Origin of the sequence: Streptomyces sp. NPDC051569, assembly GCF_044454085.1 — a bacterium.
Taxonomy (GTDB): Bacteria; Actinomycetota; Actinomycetes; order Streptomycetales; family Streptomycetaceae; genus Streptomyces.
This window is the reverse complement of record NZ_JBITDJ010000003.1, coordinates 252,482-269,531: the sequence shown is the minus strand read 5'-3', so window position 1 is coordinate 269,531 and position 17,050 is coordinate 252,482. Positions and strand designations below refer to the sequence as shown.

Below are 17,050 nucleotides of genomic sequence, written 5' to 3'. Positions count from 1 at the left end.
AGCCTCCATCAAAATTCATCCATTAAGCTCGGCCCCGTCATAACTTTCCTTATGGGAAGAGAGTTGCGTGCGCGATCTTGATCTGCTGTCGGCCTTCCTGGAGATCTACCGGGGCGGCTCGATCACCGCCGCCGCGTCCAGGCTGGGACTGACGCAGCCCGCCGTGAGTGGACGGCTCGCGCGGCTGGAGGAGCAACTCGGCGGGCCCCTGTTCGTGCGGTCCCGGCAAGGCGTGAGCCCCACCCCCAGGGGCGACGAACTGGCCCGGCGCGTCGGCCCGCCCATCGACCAGCTGCGGTACGCGTTCGCCGCCGAGGAGGGTCGCTCTGCCGACCTGGGCACCCTGGACATCGGCGGCGCCGGTGAACTGATGGCCGCCCGCGTCCTGCCCGCCCTGGCCCCACTGGCCGACCGGGGCCTGCGGCTGCGCGTCACGCTCGGCCTCGCCGAGGATCTGCTGTCGGCCCTGGCGAACGCACGCCTCGACCTGGTGGTCTCCGCGATCCGCCCGGATCTCAAGACGCTCGTGGTGACGCCGTTCGTGGACGAGGAGTTCCTGCTGGTCGGGCCGCCGGCTCTGGCCCGTACCGTCGATGCCGCGCGGCTGGCCGAGGAGCCGGTGAAGGCGCTGGCACACCTGTCGCTGGTTGCCTACGGCGAGGAGCTGCCGATCATCCGGCGCTACTGGCGCAGCGAGTTCGGCCGCCGCCCGCCCAACCGCGTATCCGTGGTGGTGCCCGACCTGCGCGCCGTGCTCGCCTCGGTGATCGCCGGCGCGGGTGTGTCCGTACTTCCCCGCTACCTCACGGAACCGGCCGTCACCGCGGGCTCGGTCGAGGTACTCCACGAGCCGGAGGCGCCCCCACTGAACACCCTCTACCTGGCCACCCGCCCGGGCGCCCTCGCCAACCCGTCCCTCGCCCTGGTTCACAACCGCCTCAAGGAACGGGCCAGGACGTGGGGTCCGCTCTAGGTGTATTGCCCTTGTCGGGTTGGGGACGTGGCCGGCGGGTGGCTGGCCTCCGAGCGCGGTGTGCTCGCGGTGGTGCTCGTCCTACGGTTGGGGTCCTTCCAGCGGCAGGTGATCGCGGTGGTACGTCGACTCGAACCAGTCCTCGATCACGATGAGCGGGCGCGTCAAGCGGATGTCTCCGATCCGCTGCGACCGTATGAGAAGGCCGAGGTCGGTCAGGGCGAACGATCCGTCGAGAGTGAAGAGGATCGTTCCCCCGTGCTCGGCCGCGTAGTCCTCCAGGAGCCACTGCTCCATCTGCTCGGGATCCCGCCCGGCCAGGGGGACACCGGCGAGGGTGGTCTGGGGTCCGGTGGCCGCCGCGAGCGCGACGCACGCGAGGTGCCCCGCGTCGTCGTAGAAGACGCTCACCCCGGCAGTGGCGAAGTCCTCCTGCGCGTAGGGACCGCCCACCGGTGTCACGGGTTCCTGGAGCGCGTGGGCGACCTCGGCCGGGGACATCCCGAGGCGCAGCGGGCCCACACCGGTGCCCGGAATCAGTTCCCAGTGCTTCCGCTCGCTGTCCTGCGGCACGGCGAGGCGCAACTGGAGGGTGCGGCAGGTGCGTTGCAGTTCTTCGTCGTGGGCGACGCCCCGGTTGCGGCGGGCACGTGTGAGTTCCGCTTGAAGTCGGGGCAGGGCCGGTGCCGCGGCCGGGCCCATGCGGTCCAGGAACGTCACGACGTGGTGCGCGGTCGCCTCGTTTTTCTCCCAGACCTCCAGCAGCGTGCGGATGACGGTGTCGGCCTCCGCCTCACCGGCGATGTCCCACACGGCGATGGCGGCGTGGAGGCGGGTCCACTCGTAGCCGGCGGTCAGCATCTCCTCCAGCCGCGGCAGTGCGGTCGCGGCGGGCGGGCCGATCCGGCCCAGCACGTCGGCGGCATCGCTTTTCCGGTGGCTGCCGAGCAGGTCGTACAGTCGGGGCACGATGTCCGCCGGGTCGCGTTCGAGCGCCCACAGGGCGGCCGTGGCGGCTGCCCGCAGATCCACGTCCTGCGCGTCGGCCGGCGGGCGGACCACGTCCAGGGCCGGTACGGCGTCGGCGCCGAACGACGCGAGCGCCTCCAGCGCGGAGGCGGCGCTATGCCACTGCTCGTGACGGAGCGCGGTGGTGACCGCCTGCGTGAGTGCGGGGACGGCAACGGGGTCGCCGAGTGCGGCCAGCGCCGAGGTCAGGGCCTTGGCGCTGAAGCCGAACTCCTGCTGCGAGTGGTCGACGGCGGCAAGACGCCGGCACAGCCGCGGCACCAGTTCGTCGGCGCCCGAGCGCAGATGGCCGGCGACCTGAACGGCGCGCCAGGCGTCGACGTCCCTGTCCAGTGCCGTCAGCAGCCCGGGAAGGGCGCGTGCGTCGTCGAGGCGTGCCAGTGCCATCACGGCTTCCTGGTGGGCGCGGCGCAGCAGCGGGTCCGACGCCGCCCACATATCCGGTCCGTGCGCGGTGCGATGTGGGGCGGCGAAGGTGGCGAGGGCCTCGCGGGCGACGTCGGTGACGGGCACGAGGGATCCGAGGGTCTCCGCCGCCGCGGCGGCGGTGGAAGGGTCCTCGGGAAGCAGGCAGTCCGCGATGAGCATGACGAGGCGTGCGTGGTTGCCCCGCCAGGTGCCGATCAGGTCCTGGGCCATGCGGATCGCGTCGTAGCGGGTGGCGGGATCCGGACTGCGGAGCTGTTCGGTGAGAAGGATCGTGCGCTCGGGCAGGCGGTGGTCCAGCACTCTGTGGAAGGTGCGCAGCAGGGCGGTGGTGGGTGCGAGAACGCGGTTGTGCCGTTCCATGTCGGCGAACGCGGCGACGATCGGCGGCGGAGCGCCCTCGGATGCCGTTTCGGCGGCGGACGTACACGCGCACGTGCCGGAACCGGCCCCGCGGACCTTCTCATCGGTCTTCGTCCGCGGCGCCGGGGTGAGCCGGCGCAGCAGGTCGATCGCCGTCGGTACCGTGCGGACGCCGATGGCTTCCGGGACGCAACGAGCGCGGTGGACGAGGGCGGCAAGCCTGATATCGGGCTCTGCCTCGGTGTCATCGGCCAGGGCATCGAGCCAGACCGTTGCGGCGGTCCGCGCTGCGGGCAGGCGTAGCGCCAGGTCGGCCATCGTCTCGACGACGAGCAGCCGTTCCACGATCCCGGACTCGGCCGGCAGCCGGCCGCCGAGAATCTCGACCGCGCGGCCGGCGTCGTCGAGGAAGAGGCCCAGGCCCTTGATCGCCGCGCGCCGCACGACCGGATCCGCGTCAGCCGCATAGGCAACGAACGCGTCGGCGCGCTCGCGCATCATCGCCGCACTGTCCGTGCAGGCCGTCGAGACGGTCCCGTCCGGTGCGAATCGGATGCCACCGTCGTCACGTTCGACGGATTCGCGTCCGATGCTGAGCAGCAACGCCACGATCGAGGCACGGTCAGGGGCCGTAGGGTCGTCGGCCAGCGCGAACAGGAACGGCAGACTCGCCGCCGTGCACGCGTACACGTCACCCTGGTGATGGGCCGCACCGTAGAAATCGCCCAGTGCCCTCTCCCGGACCCCGGGGTCGGGTGAGGCCATCGCCCGGAGCCACACCGGAAGTGAACGGCTGGGCCGTAAGCGTGGCTCATCGACGACCAGTTGACGCTGTCCACATCGTTGATCATGTACGGCACTCTGCCGCAGACCACTGACAACGGCTCGCGGTCGACCGGTTCGCGGAGGGGGTTCGGCTCAGTCGAACTCCATCCCCGCGAACGGGTCCGGCTCCCCCGTCCATGGATCCATGCCCTCGTCCCGGAGCCGTTCCTCGTCCCTGAAGTCGAGGAAGCGGGCGGTCTTCTCGCCCCAAAGGGTGGCGTCGCTGAGGGGGCAGGCCGGGAAGTCCGCCCGCAGGAGCCGCGTCAGGAACTCCGCCGTACCGCAGTCATGGAGCGACCAGCCGCCCCACGGTCAGGGGTTCCGCCGGCCGGCCCTGTCGCGGGATCCACACGAAGAGGCTGTCCTCCAGCGATCCGGCCCCGAACCGGGTCACGAACTCCCGGTGGTCGGCGGGAAAACCGGTCACACCGAGGGCGGCCGCAGACCGGTCCACCGTGTCCCCCGCCGGGTACAAGGGCGTCACGGCCCGGGTCAGTTGGTGTTGAGCGTCGTCCACGACTCCCTCTCGCCCTGCGGTATCCCGGTCGGCGGGCCGGACGAGACAGCATCCCCACCGCGGCCGCCACTTCCAACCCCGGCGCCTCCACGCCGACAGAGCCTACGAAGGGCCCCACCCGCGGAAATGGCTCCGGGGCAAACACATCGGGGGCCGCATCGCCCGCGAAGGCCGTGAGGGTCGTCGTCCCGCTCACCCGCGCCGGGTTGGTGAGCGGCGGGCGCGGCGGTGGTCACCGGGGGTGGCCGTTACCACGGATGCGGAGATCACGGGGTGGCGGTGGAGACGACGTAGACGCGGGGGAAACCGGGGTCGGTCAGGTCCACGACGACGTCCTGGCTCGGTCGGGGGTCCTCCTGCCGGTGGCTGATGCCCGCCCAGACGTGCCCGGGGAGGTCGAAGTCCCAGCCGACCGTCCTGCGGTCCCGGGGCGTGATGGTGATCTCGCCGTCCTTGAGCGCGGACCGGCTGCTGCCCATCTCGGTCAGAAAGGTGTCGAGCCGCCCGGAGGTCACGTTGAACTGGACGTACAGCCGGCTGGACTTCCAGTTGCTCGTCTCGTAGTAGCTCACGCGGGTGGCCCCGGCGGGGACCGGCACCTCGAAGATGCGGCGCTTCATGCCGGAGGGACGCAGCGGCTGGAGGTGGGTGGCCGAGGACTCGGCCTCCTTGTCCCGGCCGCTGTCGCGGCTCTGCTCGGCGGAGATCACCAGGTAGCCGGCCGGGACGCCGATGAGCAGCACGATGACGATGGCCGTCAGCCAGCGGCGGCGGATGCGGTGACGGCGGTCCTCGGGTGGCCTGCCGCCCTCGGAGGACGGCGCCGGCGACAGCCCGGTCGCGGTCATGACGGCGGTTCCTGCGTCGTACGGGTGGTACGGATGGCCTGGGCGTACCGCTCGTAGCGCTCGTGGCGTTCCACGCGGCGGCGGTTGGCGCGGCGGAAGCGGCGGGCCACCAGCCGGGCGAGGTCCGCGGCGCCGACCATGCCCGCCTCGGGGCCGAGCTGCGCCTTGACGATCCGGGCCTCGGGGCGGTAGCCGCGCCCGGTGAGATGGCGGCGGAAGGCGTCCCTGGCCGGGCCGATGAGCAGGTCGTCCGCGGCGCTGACGCCGCCCCCGATGACGAAGCAGGACGGGTCCAGGGCGGCGGCCAGATTGGCGATGCCGACGCCGAGCCACTGCCCGATGTCCTGGAACAGCTCGATACACATGGCGTCGCCCTCACGGGCCAGCTCGGTGATCAGCGGCCCGGTGATGTCGTGGACGTTGCCCTTGACGCGTTCGATGATGTTGTACGCGACCGGGGAATCGGCGACGGCCAGCTCCCTGGCCTCGCGTACGAGCGCGTTGCCGGAGCTGTACTGCTCCCAGCAGCCGCGGTTGCCGCAGGGGCAGCGGTGTCCGCCGGGCACGACCTGCATATGGCCGAATTCGCCGGCCACCCCGTACTTGCCGCGCTTGACCTGGCCGTCCTCCAGGATCGCGCCGCCGATGCCGGTGCCGAGCGTGATCATGACGAGGTGTTCCTCGCCGTGTCCGGCACCGAAGCGCCATTCGGCCCAGGCCGCGGTGTTGGCGTCGTTGTCGACCATCACGGGGACGGCGAGCCGGGACGAGATCGCGTCCCTGAGGGGTTCGTCGCGCCAGGCGAGGTGCGGCGCGAACAGCACCCTGGAGCGGTCGGCGTCCACCCAGCCGGCCGCGCCGATGCCGACGGCGTGCACGTCGTGGCGGTCGGAGAGGTCCAGGACCAGTTCCACGATGGTGTCCTCGACGACCCGGGGGCTCTTGGACTTGTCGGGGGTCTCGGTACGGATCTTCTCCAGGATGTTGCCGTCCGGGTCGACGACCCCGGCCATCACCTTCGTCCCGCCGATGTCGATGCCGACGGTCGGCACGCGGGGCGCGGTGAGCAGCGAGCGGCGTTCGCGGGTGCCGACGGTCCGCAGGACGGTGGCGCGGGCGCTGCCGCGGTGCGGGAAATCGCGGTACGTACTCATCGGCCCGGTCCCCTCGTGTCCGTCGGCTCAGGCCTGCCGTTCGTGCCGTACCGAGTGGGGCGGCTGGATGCTCGCACGAGTCGTGTCGTCCCTGTGGGGTCGGGGCCGGCCGGCCCGGGCGGGCGGCGGCGGAGGGCGGCGCCCACCACGGTCGATTCTGCCATCCGGGGCGGGGGGCGGCGCCGCGCGGCCCCGGGGCCGGTGCATCGCGCCGTACCGAGCCGCACAGCGACCCGTATGCCGTGCCCTGCCGTGCCGCGCACCGTGCCCTGCCGTGCCGCTCACCGCCCCGGGTCAGTCCTGGTCCGCCGGAGGCGCGCCGGGGGAGGTGGGGGCGGTGGCCCGCTCCAGTTCGTGGCTCAGCTCCTCCAGCTCGGAACCGCCCGCCATCTGACGGGTCAGCTCGTCCAGCGTGATCGAGTCCTTGGTGTGGCTGCCGGACATCACGCCGCGCTTGAGGAGGACGAACCGGTCGCCGACGAGGAAGGCGTGGTGCGGGTTGTGGGTGATGAGTACCACGCCGAGACCCGCGTCACGGGCGGCGGCGACGTACTTGAGCACCACCCCGGACTGCTTCACTCCGAGGGCCGCCGTCGGCTCGTCCAGGACGAGGACCTTCGCACCGAAGTGGACGGCGCGGGCGATGGCCACGCACTGGCGCTCGCCGCCGGAGAGCGTGCCGATGGGCTGGTCGACGTCGCGCAGGTCGATGCCCATGCGCAGCAGCGCGGAGCGGGTGGTCTCGCGCATCAGCCCGACGTCGAGCCGCTTGAGGGGCCCGGAGCCCTTCGTCGGTTCGGAGCCGAGGAAGAAGTTCCGCCAGACCGGCATCAGCGGTACGACGGCGAGGTCCTGGTAGACGGTGGCGATGCCCCGGTCCAGGGCCTCGCGCGGGGAGGCGAGGGTGGTGGGCTCGCCCTCGATCAGGAAGTCTCCGGCGTCGTGCCGGTGCAGCCCCGCGATGATCTTGATGAGGGTGGACTTCCCGGCGCCGTTGTCGCCCAGGACGCAGCTGATCCCGCCCGCCCGGACCTCCAGTGAGACGCCCTCCAGGGCGCGGACATTGCCGTAGTACTTACGGACGTCCTTCAGCTCGACCAGGGCCGTCACTTCGCCTCCGCGCGCTTTCGCACCCATGCGTTCAGCAGGGTGGCCAGAAGGAGCATCGCTCCGAGGAAGAACTTGAACCAGTCCGGGTTCCACTCCGCGTACACGATGCCCTTGCTGGTCATGCCGAAGATGAACGCGCCGACCGCGGAGCCGATCGCGGAGCCGTAGCCGCCGGTGATCAGACAGCCGCCGATGACGGCCGCGATGATGTAGATCAGCTCGTTGCCGACGCCCTCGCCCGACTGGACGACGTCGAACGAGAACAGCAGGTGCTGCCCGGCGACCCAGGCGGAGAACGCCACGCCCATGTAGAGGACGATCTTGGTCTTCGCCACCGGGACGCCGACCGCGCGGGCGGCTTCGGCGTTGCCGCCGGCCGCGAAGATCCAGTTGCCGAAGCGGGTCCGCAGCAGGATCCAGGTGGCCAGGGCGACCAGCACCGCCCACCAGAGAATGGTGACCTTCAGTTCGACACCACCCAGGGTCAGCTGGGAGGCGAAGAGCTTCCTGGCGGAGGAGAAGCCCTCCATGTCGCCGATGGTCCTGGTCGACACCGTGCCGCTGATCAGCTTCGTGAGACCGAGGTTGAGGCCGGTGAGCATCAGGAAGGTGCCCAGCGTGATGATGAAGCTCGGCAGCTTCGTACGGGTCAGCATGACGCCGTTGAAGAGCCCGAACGCCAGCGTGACCAGCAGCGAGACCAGGACGCCGACCCACACGTTCGCGGTCATCTGATAGCTGAACATCGAGGAGACCAGCGCGGAGCTGGTCACCATCACACCGGCGGAGAGGTCGAACTCGCCGCCGATCATCAGCAGCGCCACCGGCACCGCCATGATCCCGATCGTGGAGGCCGCGTACAGGACGGTCCCGAAGCTGGACATCCGCAGGAACGAGTCCGCCATGACCGAGAAGAAGACGAAGACCGCCAGGGCGCCGACGACCGCGCCCAGTTCGGGGCGGCCGAGCAGCTTCCGCAGCGGCGAGGTGCGCAGCAGGCGTTCGTCGCCGTCCACGGGTCTGTCCGGCCGGTCGTCCACCGGTGGCGCGGTCGCGGTCACCGGGTCCCCCGCTCCGTGTAGGACGCCAGCGCGCCGGCGTCCTTGCGGGTGATGATCTGCGGTCCGGTCAGGACCGGGCGTCCGCCGCCGAGCACATCGGCGTTGTAGCGGTAGAGCCAGAGCAGGTCCACGGCCTCGTACCCCTGGAGGTAGGGCTGCTGGTCGACGGCGAAGCCGAGCGTGCCGGCCTGCAGCAGGCCGGCGACCTTGCCGTTGAGGTCGAAGGTGTCGACCTCGGCCTTGCTGCCCGCCGATCCCTTCGCCTTGACGGCGGCGTCCGCGAAGGGGGCGCCGAGGGTGACGACGGCGTCGATGGCATGGTCGGTCTGGAGCTTCGCCTCGATCGACGCCTGGACGTCGGGCATGTTCGTACCGTCGACGTACAGGTTCTGGAGCTGCCCGCCGAAGGTCTTCTTGGCTCCGGCACAGCGCTGCTCGTGGCCGACGTTGCCCTGTTCGTGGATGACGCAGAGCGCCTTCTTCTTGCCCCGCTTGTCCAGCTCGTCGCCGACTGCCTCACCGGCGACGGTCTCGTCCTGGCCGATATGGCTGAGCGCGCCGAACGCCTGGGACTGCTCGGTGCCGGAATTCACGGTGATCACCGGTATGCCGGCCGCGACGGCCTTGGCGACGACGTCCTTCATGGCGTCGGGCTTGGCGAGCGTCACGATCAGTCCGTCGACCTTCTTGTCGATGTAGGACTGGACGAGCTGCGCCTGCTGCTGCCCCTCGTCGCTGTTCGCGTAGAGGAACTTGATGTTGTCCTTGACGGCCGCCTGCTTGGCGCCCTTCTGGACGATGTCCCAGAAGCTGTCACCGTCGCCCGAGTGCGTGACCATGGCCACGGTCCACTCGGGTGTGTTCACCACGGCCCGTCCCTGGGCGGCGGCCCGCTCGGCCCGTTCCTCGGCGCGCTTGCCGCCGGTGCTGCTGCATCCCGCGAGGGCCGTGGCCCCGAGCACCGCCGCCAGCACGGCGCCGATCGCGCGTACCCCTGTCCGAACCGTTGCCACGCCGCCGTGCCCTTCTCGCTGTCTCGTCGGTGCCGCCGGTGCGCGGTGAGCCCCGGCCCGGCCGCCCAAGTATCCGGTATGACCGCACGGCGCGTACCCATCGGGTACGCGTTCACCGGTACAGGGGGCAACGAGAGGGTTGCGGAGGGGCTACGGACCGGTCACGGGCGGGCCCGTGACCGGGTGGGGTCGAACCGGCCGCCGGACCCCCGCTACGGGCGGACGAGCAGCTGGAACTCGAAGGCGTACCGCGAGGCGCGGTAGAGGTGCGAGCCGAATTCGACGGCGCGGCCGGTGTCGTCGAAGGTGATCCGCTCCATCGTGAGCAGTGGGGCCCCGGCCGGTTCGGCCAGCCGCTCGGCCTCCCCGGCCGTGGCGGCCCGCGCCCCGACGCTCTGCCGGGCGCTGTGCAGGGTGATCCCGGCGGAGCGCATCATCCGGTAGAGGCCGGTGGCCTGCAGCCGGGCGGTGTCGCAGTCGAGCAGCCCGGCCGGCAGGTGGTTGCGGAGATACGCGATCGGCTCGTCGTGCGCGTACCGCAGCCGCTCGATCAGCCGGACCTCCGTGCCTTCCGCCACTCCGAGCGCGGCGGCGATCTCCGCCGTCGCGGGCTCGGCCGTGTTGCGCAGCACCCGGGTGGCCGGGCGCTGACCGGCCGCTTCGAGGTCGTCGTAGAGGCTGCTCAGCTCCAGCGGGCGCCTGACCTGGCTGTGCACGACCTGGGTGCCGACGCCCCGGCGGCGCACCAGCAGGCCCTTGTCGACCAGCGACTGGATGGCCTGCCGGACGGTGGGGCGGGACAGCCCGAGGCGCCCGGCCAGCTGGATCTCGTTGCCGAGCAGGCTGCCCGGCGCGAGCAGGCCTCGCTCGATGCCCGCCTCCAGCTGCTGGGCGAGCTGGAAGTAGAGCGGGACGGGGCTGGTGCGGTCCACGCCGAGCTGGAGCGGAAGGGTGGGCTCCGCCTCCTGTCCGGGCCGCGCGGGTCTCGGGTGATGGGGCACGGCGCCGAGCGTAGCCCCCGGGAATGGCGACCGGAAGTCGTGAAGTTCGATTGTCCGGACAAATGCTTGACACGGTGCGTGGGGGCCGCCACCTTGGGGCCATGCGCATCGGACTCATCGGTACGGGACGGATCGGCACCTTCCACGCGGACGTGCTCAGCCGTCATCGCGAGGTCGGTTCCCTGGTGGTCTCGGACACCGACGCGGCGCGGGCGGCACGGGTCGCGGACCGGACGGGCTCGACCGCCGCCCCCTCCGCCGACGAGGTCTTCGCGTGGGGCGTGGACGCCGTGGTGATCGCCTCCGCCACCTCGGCCCACGCCGATCTGATCAGCCGCGCCGCGCGGGCCGGACTGCCCGCCTTCTGCGAGAAGCCGATAGCGCTGGATCTGCCGGGCACGCTGGGCGCGCTGCGCGAGGTCGAGGCGGCGGGCACGGTCCTTCAGCTGGGCTTCATGCGCCGCTTCGACGCGGGGTATGTCGCGGCGCGCGAGCTCGTACGGTCGGGCGCGCTCGGCAGGCTGCACACCGTACGGGCCATCACCTCGGACCCGGCGCCGCCCCCCGCCGCGTATCTCCCGCTCTCCGGCGGTCTGTACCGCGACTGTCTGGTCCATGACTTCGACATGATGCGCTGGGTCACCGGGCGCGAGGTGGTGGAGGTGTACGCGACAGGCTCGGACGCCGGGCCCGGGATGTTCCGTGAGGCCCGCGACATCGACACCGCGGCCGCCGTGCTGACCCTCGACGACGGGACGCTCGCGACCGCCACGGCCACCCGCTGCAACGGCGCGGGCTACGACGTACGGATGGAACTGGCGGGCGAACTGGACCAGTTCGCGGTCGGCCTCGACGACCGTACGCCGATCACCTCCACCGAACCGAAGGGCCCGCCGCCCTGCGACAACCCGTGGCCGGGCTTCCTGGAACGGTTCGCCCCGGCGTACGAGGCGGAGCTGGACGCCTTCCTGCGGGTCGTGGGCGGCGAGCTGGAGAATCCGTGCGACGGCCGGGAAGCGCTGCACGCGCTGCGGATCGCCGAGGCGTGCGAGCTGTCCCGGCGCGAGCACCGCCCGGTGGCGGTGGCGGAGATCCCGGGCGGCTGACCCGGGTCCTGTCCGGCGGAAGGTGCCGGGGGTGACGCGGGCGGGCCGCTACCAGCGCACCGGCAGCCGGCGCGTGCCACGGATCAGCAGGCCCGGCAGCCAGTCGTACGGGCCGGCCGCCGGGTCGAGCGCCAGGTCGGGGCAGCGCTCCAGCAGGGTCCGGATGGCGATCCGGCCCTCCAGCCGGGCGAGCGGGGCGCCCAGACAGAAGTGGATGCCGTGGCCGAAGGCGAGATGCCCGGGACCCCGGCCGGGCGTCGTGGACCGGCGGATGTCGAAGGTGTCCGGGTCGGGGAAGCGCTCGGGGTCGCGGTCGGCGGACGCCAGCGCGATCAGCACCGTCTCGGCGGCCGGGATCACCGTGTCGCCGTACCGGACCGGCTCGCGGGTGAAGCGCGAGGTGCTGGTCTCCACCGGGCCGTCGTAGCGCAGCATCTCCTCGATCGCGCCGTCGAGCAGGGCGCCGTCCGCGCGCAAAGCGGCCAGTTGATCAGGGTGGTCGAGCAGGGCCCGCACCCCGTTGGAGAGCAGATTGACGGTTGTCTCATGTCCGGCGATCAGCAGGATGAAGGCCATGGCACGCAGTTCTGCCCGGGAGAGCCGGTCGTCGTCCTCGGCGTTGGTACGCAGCAGGGCGGACAGCAGATCGTCACCGGGCCGGGTGCGGCGCTTGTCCTCGACGAGTTCGTCGAGGTAGCCGCTGAGGTCCTCGACGGCCGCGATCGCGCTCTCCTGCCGGGACGGCGCGACGATCTCGTTGGTCCAGGCACGGAAGGTGTCACGGTCCGCCTGGGGGACGCCGAGCAGTTCGCAGATGACGGTGATGGGCAGCGGGAACGCCAGCGCGTCGACCAGGTCTCCCCGCCCGGCCGGCACCATCGCGTCGAGCAGGTCATCGGTGATCCGCTGGACGCGCGGGCGCAGGCTCTCCACGCGCCGGGCGGTGAACTCGCGGGAGATCAGCTTCCGCAGCCGGGTGTGGTCCGGCGGGTCGACGATCAGCACATGCGGGCCCATGACCAGGTCGCCCGGCAGGCCGCCGACGGCGGGCGACTTGGACAGCCGCGGATCGGCGAGTGCCGCGCGCCCCTCCTCGTACCCGACGACCAGCCAGAAGCGCCCGCCGCGCGGGTGACGGACCTCGTGGACGGGTCCCGCTTCGCGCATCCTGGCGTAGGAGGGATAGGGATCGGCGTTGAAGTCCGGACCGAGTTCTTCGAGTTCGATGACCGCCATCGGATCAGCGTACGTCGGCACCCAGCGCCCCGTCGCGCCCCATGGTCCTGTTCGCGTCATACGCCAACAGGGCTTTACAGGAACGGGGTTGAATGCTGTCGGGCCGGTGCGGTGCGGTGCGGTCAGGCTCCCAGCTCCTGGTGGCGGGCGGCCAGCCGGCGCGCGCCCTGTTCGGTGAGGGAGCCGAAGAGCCGCAGCCGTGAGATCCCGCCGTCGGGGAAGATGTCGATCCGTACGTCCGTCGCGATCACGCCCGCCGGCAGCACGAAGCGGTGGTTCGTGTCGGGCTGGAGCCGGGTCCGGGGCAGGATCTCGGTCCACTCGCCGGACACGCCGTCCCGCGAGCCGGTGTCGCGGGAGCCGCCGTCGCGGGAGCCGCCGCCCCTGGAGGTGCTGTCCCTGGAGGTGCTGTCCCTGGAGGTGCTGTCCCTGGAGGCGTTGTCACGGACGGACAGCGCGGCCCATCCGGCGGCGTTGCCCTTCAGGTACGCCGTGTCGATCTCGGCCGCGCGGATCTCCGCCTGGTCCACCAGCCGGTAGCGGATCCAGTCGTGGCCCCGGTCACGGCGCCGGCGGGTCTCCCAGCCGTCGTCCATCCGGCCGGAGCGGCCCGGCTGGATCGTGTTCGTGGCGGGCGAGTAGAAGCGGTCGGAGGCGTCCTCGACCCGGCCGCCGTTCTCCAGGGCGACGAGGTCGAACGTACCGAGGACGCCGAGCCAGGCCGGGTCGGGCGCGACCTCGCCGTACACCCGCAGCCGCGCGATACCGCCATCGGGATGCTGGTTGACCCGCAGGTGGGTGAAGCGCTGTTCGGTGTCGATCACGAAGCCGTTGGCCGCGTGGCCGCCGATGACCGTACGGGGGACGAGCGGGGTCCACTTCGCCTCGTCGCCGAGCAGGTCCTTGGGGGACGGGGAGCCCGGCAGCGAGGTGCCCTCGACCGAAACCGCCCTCGGGTAATTTCCCCGGAAGTGGGCGGTGTCGACGACGATCCCCCGGACCACCCCGGGCGCGCCGAGCCTGACCAGCGCCCAGTCGTGCTCCTCGTCGCCGGGATGCGGCCGGTCGGCGCTGATGCCGCGCCTGCGGCGCGTCTCCCAGCCGTCCATGATCTTGCCCTTGTGACCGAAGCGCTCCGGCTCGAAGGTCGCGGGCCCGGGCCGCAGCATGTTCTCGCGCTCGGCGAAGAACTCGTCGTTGGCGGCGATGACCCCGGCCCCGAGCCGCCGGTCGGCGAGGTCGGGGAGGTGGCTGAAGGGGAAGTCGGCGGTGCGGTAGTCGGCGTACGGGTCGCCGCCGCCGTACGGACCGGCGTCCCCGGTGAACGAGGGGACGGGCAACCAGGCTGTGGACAAGGTCAGTTGTTCCTTTCGAGCAGTCGGCCGGCGGGTTCGGCGAGGACGCCGGCGGACGCGATCCGGGTGCCGCGCAGCCAGGTCGACCTGACGACGCCGTGCAGGGTCTTGCCCGCGTACGCCGTCACCTGGTTGCGGTGGTGCAGCTCCGCGGGGTCGACGGTGAAGGTCTCCTCGGGCGCCAGGACCGCGAAGTCGGCGTCCCGGCCCGCCTCGATGGCGCCTTTACGGGCGAGTCCGGCCAGCGCGGCCGGGGCCGTCGACATCCACCGGGCGACCTCCTCCAGCGAGCGGCCCCGTCTGCGCGCCTCGGTCCAGATCACCGGCAGCCCCAGCTGGAGCGAGGAGATACCGCCCCAGGCGGAGGCGAAGTCCGGGGTCTTGAGCTCCGTCGTACAGGGCGAGTGGTCGGAGACGACGCAGTCGATGGTGCCGTCGATGAGCCCCTGCCAGAGCGCGTCCTGGTTGGCCGCTTCGCGGATCGGCGGGCAGCACTTGAACTCCGTCGCCCCGTCGGGGACTTCCTCGGCGGTGAGGGTGAGGAAGTGCGGGCAGGACTCGACGGTGATCCGGACCCCCGCGCGCCTGGCCGCCGCGATCAGCGGCAGCGCGTCCGACGACGACAGATGCAGCACATGGACCCGGGCGTCGAGCCGCTTCGCGTGCTCGATCAGGCCCGCGATCGCCGCGTTCTCGGCGTTCCTCGGGCGGGAGGCCAGGAAGTCGGCGTAGGCCGGGCCGCCGCGCCGGGGCGCGGTGTCCAGCTCGTGCGGGTCCTCGGCGTGCACGATCAGCAGCCCGCCGAAGCCGGTGATCTCGGCGAGCGAGCGGGCCAGCCCCTCCTGGTCCAGCGCGGGGAACTCGTCGACCCCGGAGGGCGACAGGAAACACTTGAAGCCGAAGACCCCGGCGTCGTGCAACGGCCGCAGATCCTTGACGTTGTCCGGGACGGCACCGCCCCAGAAGCCGACGTCGACATGGGCCTTCGTACGGGCCACCTCCCGCTTGGTGCGCAGATGCGCGGCCGTCGTGGTGGGCGGCAGGGAGTTGAGCGGCATATCCAGCAGCGTGGTGATCCCGCCGGCCGCCGCCGCGCGGGTGGCGGTCCGGAAACCCTCCCACGCGGTGCGGCCCGGGTCGTTCACATGGACATGGGTATCGACGAGACCGGGCAGTACGGCGTCGTCCCCCACGTCCTCCAGCCGGGCGCCGGCCGGCACCTCGGAGTCGTACGGCAGGACGGCGGCGATCCGCCCGCCGGCGACGGCTATCGCCGCGGGCCGCGCTCCCTCCGGAGTGATGACGTGCGTCGACCGCAGCACCAGGCTCACCTCGGACACCGGAGCCCCTCACTTCCACCGAACAGAGTCCACGAATGACATACGGGAAGGAAATTCAACGAAGTGTTGAAGAAGTCTTCACTCCGGATCCGGGCCCGTCAAGACCGCGCTCCCCCGGGCCCCGCGCGCCCCCGGGGTCGCCGCCCGCGCCGGGCGGGCCCGCCCTGACCGGCGCGGACGCCCCGCCGCGTCCCGGATGCCCACGGGTGGGGCCCGGTACGCTGCAGCCTTGCCCGCCCGCCGAAAGGACCGATGACGTGCCGCCGTCCAGCGCCAGCACCACCGACGCCTCCAGATCCGCCTCCGCCGGCGGCGGCGTCCAGTCCCTGGAGCGGGCGTTCGACCTGCTCGAACGGATGGCGGACGCGGGCGGCGAGGTCGGGCTGAGTGAGCTCTCGGTCAGCAGCGGGCTGCCGCTGCCCACCATCCACCGGCTGATGCGCACGCTGGTCGCCTGCGGCTATGTGCGCCAGCAGACCAACCGGCGGTACGCGCTCGGCCCGCGTCTGATCCGCCTCGGTGAGTCGGCCTCCCGGCTGCTCGGCACCTGGGCACGGCCGTATCTGGCCCGGCTGGTCGAGGAGACCGGCGAGACCGCCAACATGGCGCTGCTCGACGGCGACGACGTCGTGTACGTCGCACAGGTCCCGTCCAAACACTCGATGCGGATGTTCACCGAGGTGGGTCGCCGGGTGCTCCCGCACTCCACGGGCGTGGGCAAGGCGCTGCTCGCGCACACCCCGCCGGAGGAGGTACGGGCCCTCCTGGCCCGTACGGGCATGCCGGCCGCCACCGAGAAGACGATCACGACGCCCGACGGATTCCTGGCCGCCCTGGAGCGGATGCGGAGCGCGGGTTACGCGGTCGACGACAACGAGCAGGAGATGGGGGTCCGCTGCCTGGCCGTCCCGGTGCTGGGCGCTCCCACGGCCGCCGCCATCTCCATCTCCGGTCCGGCGGGCCGGGTGACGGACGAGGCCACGGAGAGGATCGTGCCGGTGCTCCAGGAGGTCGCGCGCGATCTCTCCGAAGCACTGGCTAACACGGCGGCGGCGCAGGGCTGAGCACCCGTCACCGCCGGGCCCGGCGCGGCGCCCGGTGCACCGACGCGGGGACCGGGGGCGCGCCGCTCCCTTCCCCGCGCCGGTGCCTCTCCCGGCACCAGGTCCGGACAGGACCTAGGTACGCGGCGCTTCTCCGAAGAGGTCGACCGCGTTCCGTACGCCCATCAGCGCCGACGCGAGCGCGCTCACCGATCCGGTCGAGCCCACGATCAGCAGCAGCGAGCGGCGCATTCTGGGGATCTCCGGGTCACCGCTCACCGCCATCGCGGCCAGAGCGGCCAGCTCGTCCTCGGCGATGGCCCGGTCCCGGAATTCGGCCGGATGACCGGCCAGTTCACGCCGGAGCCGGGAGACGGCGGCGCACAGCTCCAGCACCCTCGGGTCCTCGCCCCGCTCCGCTTTCCCGGCCTGCTCCGGCACCCTCGGCTGCCCAACACTTCGCAGCACAGCACTCCCCCTTGCCCTGGGCACGTCTTCGTCCGTGCCGGTGAATTCGACCTCTGGGGCGGTGGTCAAGCGCCAAGGTCCATGGGCAAGTTAACGCCATCTCTGGCGGTATGCGCCACTCCGCCGACAGAATGGGGCGCCCCTACGGAGGGATCTCCCCGTGATCATGAACGGGACCGCCG

At 71.8% G+C, this 17,050-nt stretch carries 15 protein-coding genes; 3 read left to right on the top strand and 12 right to left on the bottom strand.

Translation table 11 applies throughout. The annotated features are described in order from the left end of the window. Positions 1-67: 67 nt before the first annotated feature. Positions 68-973, top strand: a complete 906-nt coding sequence (locus ACIBAE_RS06970; RefSeq protein ID WP_399282815.1) for a LysR family transcriptional regulator — start codon at positions 68-70, stop codon at positions 971-973. 81 nt (positions 974-1,054) lie between these two features. Here the strand turns inward: ACIBAE_RS06970 and ACIBAE_RS06965 are convergent, their stop codons facing one another. From ACIBAE_RS06965 to ACIBAE_RS06930, 8 genes are all read right to left on the bottom strand, one after another. After that, positions 1,055-3,556, bottom strand: coding sequence for a HEAT repeat domain-containing protein (locus tag ACIBAE_RS06965; RefSeq protein WP_399282813.1), 2,502 nt, complete (start codon positions 3,554-3,556; stop codon positions 1,055-1,057). Between the two features lie 346 nt (positions 3,557-3,902). Then, entirely contained in the window at positions 3,903-4,133 is a 231-nt protein-coding gene (locus tag ACIBAE_RS06960) for a hypothetical protein (RefSeq protein ID WP_399282812.1), read from the bottom strand. Between the two features lie 266 nt (positions 4,134-4,399). Further along, complete coding sequence (locus tag ACIBAE_RS06955; protein WP_399282811.1) at positions 4,400-4,981, bottom strand: hypothetical protein; 582 nt, start codon at positions 4,979-4,981, stop codon at positions 4,400-4,402. Beyond that, a complete protein-coding gene (locus tag ACIBAE_RS06950; RefSeq protein WP_399282810.1) occupies positions 4,978-6,135 on the bottom strand; it encodes an ROK family glucokinase in 1,158 nt (385 codons plus the stop codon). The genes ACIBAE_RS06955 and ACIBAE_RS06950 overlap by 4 nt, the downstream gene beginning before the upstream one ends. A 294-nt stretch (positions 6,136-6,429) precedes the next feature. Further along, positions 6,430-7,272 carry an ATP-binding cassette domain-containing protein gene (locus ACIBAE_RS06945; protein WP_399282809.1) on the bottom strand — a complete coding sequence of 281 codons (843 nt, stop codon included), beginning with the start codon at positions 7,270-7,272 and terminating at the stop codon, positions 6,430-6,432. Then, a complete protein-coding gene (locus tag ACIBAE_RS06940; RefSeq protein ID WP_399282808.1) occupies positions 7,242-8,306 on the bottom strand; it encodes an ABC transporter permease in 1,065 nt (354 codons plus the stop codon). Before ACIBAE_RS06940 ends, ACIBAE_RS06945 begins: the two co-directional genes overlap by 31 nt. Continuing rightward, positions 8,303-9,319 carry a sugar ABC transporter substrate-binding protein gene (locus tag ACIBAE_RS06935; RefSeq protein WP_399282807.1) on the bottom strand — a complete coding sequence of 339 codons (1,017 nt, stop codon included), beginning with the start codon at positions 9,317-9,319 and terminating at the stop codon, positions 8,303-8,305. The genes ACIBAE_RS06940 and ACIBAE_RS06935 overlap by 4 nt, the downstream gene beginning before the upstream one ends. A gap of 212 nt (positions 9,320-9,531) precedes the next feature. After that, entirely contained in the window at positions 9,532-10,320 is a 789-nt protein-coding gene (locus ACIBAE_RS06930) for a GntR family transcriptional regulator (protein WP_399282805.1), read from the bottom strand. Between the two features lie 101 nt (positions 10,321-10,421). Here ACIBAE_RS06930 and ACIBAE_RS06925 point away from each other — a divergent pair, with 101 nt between their 5' ends. Then, complete coding sequence (locus tag ACIBAE_RS06925) at positions 10,422-11,426, top strand: Gfo/Idh/MocA family oxidoreductase (protein WP_399282804.1); 1,005 nt, start codon at positions 10,422-10,424, stop codon at positions 11,424-11,426. 48 nt (positions 11,427-11,474) lie between these two features. Here ACIBAE_RS06925 and ACIBAE_RS06920 read toward each other — a convergent pair whose 3' ends face one another. From ACIBAE_RS06920 to allB, 3 genes are all read right to left on the bottom strand, one after another. Continuing rightward, the gene (locus ACIBAE_RS06920) at positions 11,475-12,662 is read right to left on the bottom strand and encodes a cytochrome P450 (protein WP_399282803.1); all 1,188 of its coding nucleotides are present in this window, start codon (positions 12,660-12,662) and stop codon (positions 11,475-11,477) included. Between the two features lie 122 nt (positions 12,663-12,784). Then, positions 12,785-14,017 (bottom strand): allantoicase, encoded by a 1,233-nt coding sequence (alc, locus tag ACIBAE_RS06915; protein ID WP_399282802.1) that lies wholly within the window; start codon positions 14,015-14,017, stop codon positions 12,785-12,787. Between the two features lie 2 nt (positions 14,018-14,019). Continuing rightward, positions 14,020-15,357 (bottom strand): allantoinase AllB, encoded by a 1,338-nt coding sequence (gene allB, locus ACIBAE_RS06910; protein ID WP_399282800.1) that lies wholly within the window; start codon positions 15,355-15,357, stop codon positions 14,020-14,022. Positions 15,358-15,614: 257 nt separating this feature from the next. On the opposite strand from allB, the gene ACIBAE_RS06905 reads away from it, so the two are divergent. Continuing rightward, positions 15,615-16,421: an IclR family transcriptional regulator gene (locus ACIBAE_RS06905; protein WP_399282798.1), complete on the top strand. Its 807-nt coding sequence runs from the start codon at positions 15,615-15,617 to the stop codon at positions 16,419-16,421. 114 nt (positions 16,422-16,535) lie between these two features. Here ACIBAE_RS06905 and ACIBAE_RS06900 read toward each other — a convergent pair whose 3' ends face one another. Then, a complete protein-coding gene (locus tag ACIBAE_RS06900; RefSeq protein WP_399282797.1) occupies positions 16,536-16,868 on the bottom strand; it encodes a DUF5955 family protein in 333 nt (110 codons plus the stop codon). Positions 16,869-17,050: the final 182 nt, after the last annotated feature.

Bases quoted from the DNA above. Each gene is read 5' to 3' on its own strand.
- ACIBAE_RS06965 (WP_399282813.1), bottom strand. From the start codon at position 3,556: ATGGCCTCACCCGACCCCGGGGTCCGGGAGAGGGCACTGGGCGATTTC.
- ACIBAE_RS06955 (WP_399282811.1), bottom strand. From the start codon at position 4,981: ATGACCGCGACCGGGCTGTCGCCGGCGCCGTCCTCCGAGGGCGGCAGG.
- ACIBAE_RS06950 (WP_399282810.1), bottom strand. From the start codon at position 6,135: ATGAGTACGTACCGCGATTTCCCGCACCGCGGCAGCGCCCGCGCCACC.
- ACIBAE_RS06945 (WP_399282809.1), bottom strand. From the start codon at position 7,272: ATGGGTGCGAAAGCGCGCGGAGGCGAAGTGACGGCCCTGGTCGAGCTG.
- ACIBAE_RS06925 (WP_399282804.1), top strand. From the start codon at position 10,422: ATGCGCATCGGACTCATCGGTACGGGACGGATCGGCACCTTCCACGCG.
- ACIBAE_RS06920 (WP_399282803.1), bottom strand. From the start codon at position 12,662: ATGGCGGTCATCGAACTCGAAGAACTCGGTCCGGACTTCAACGCCGAT.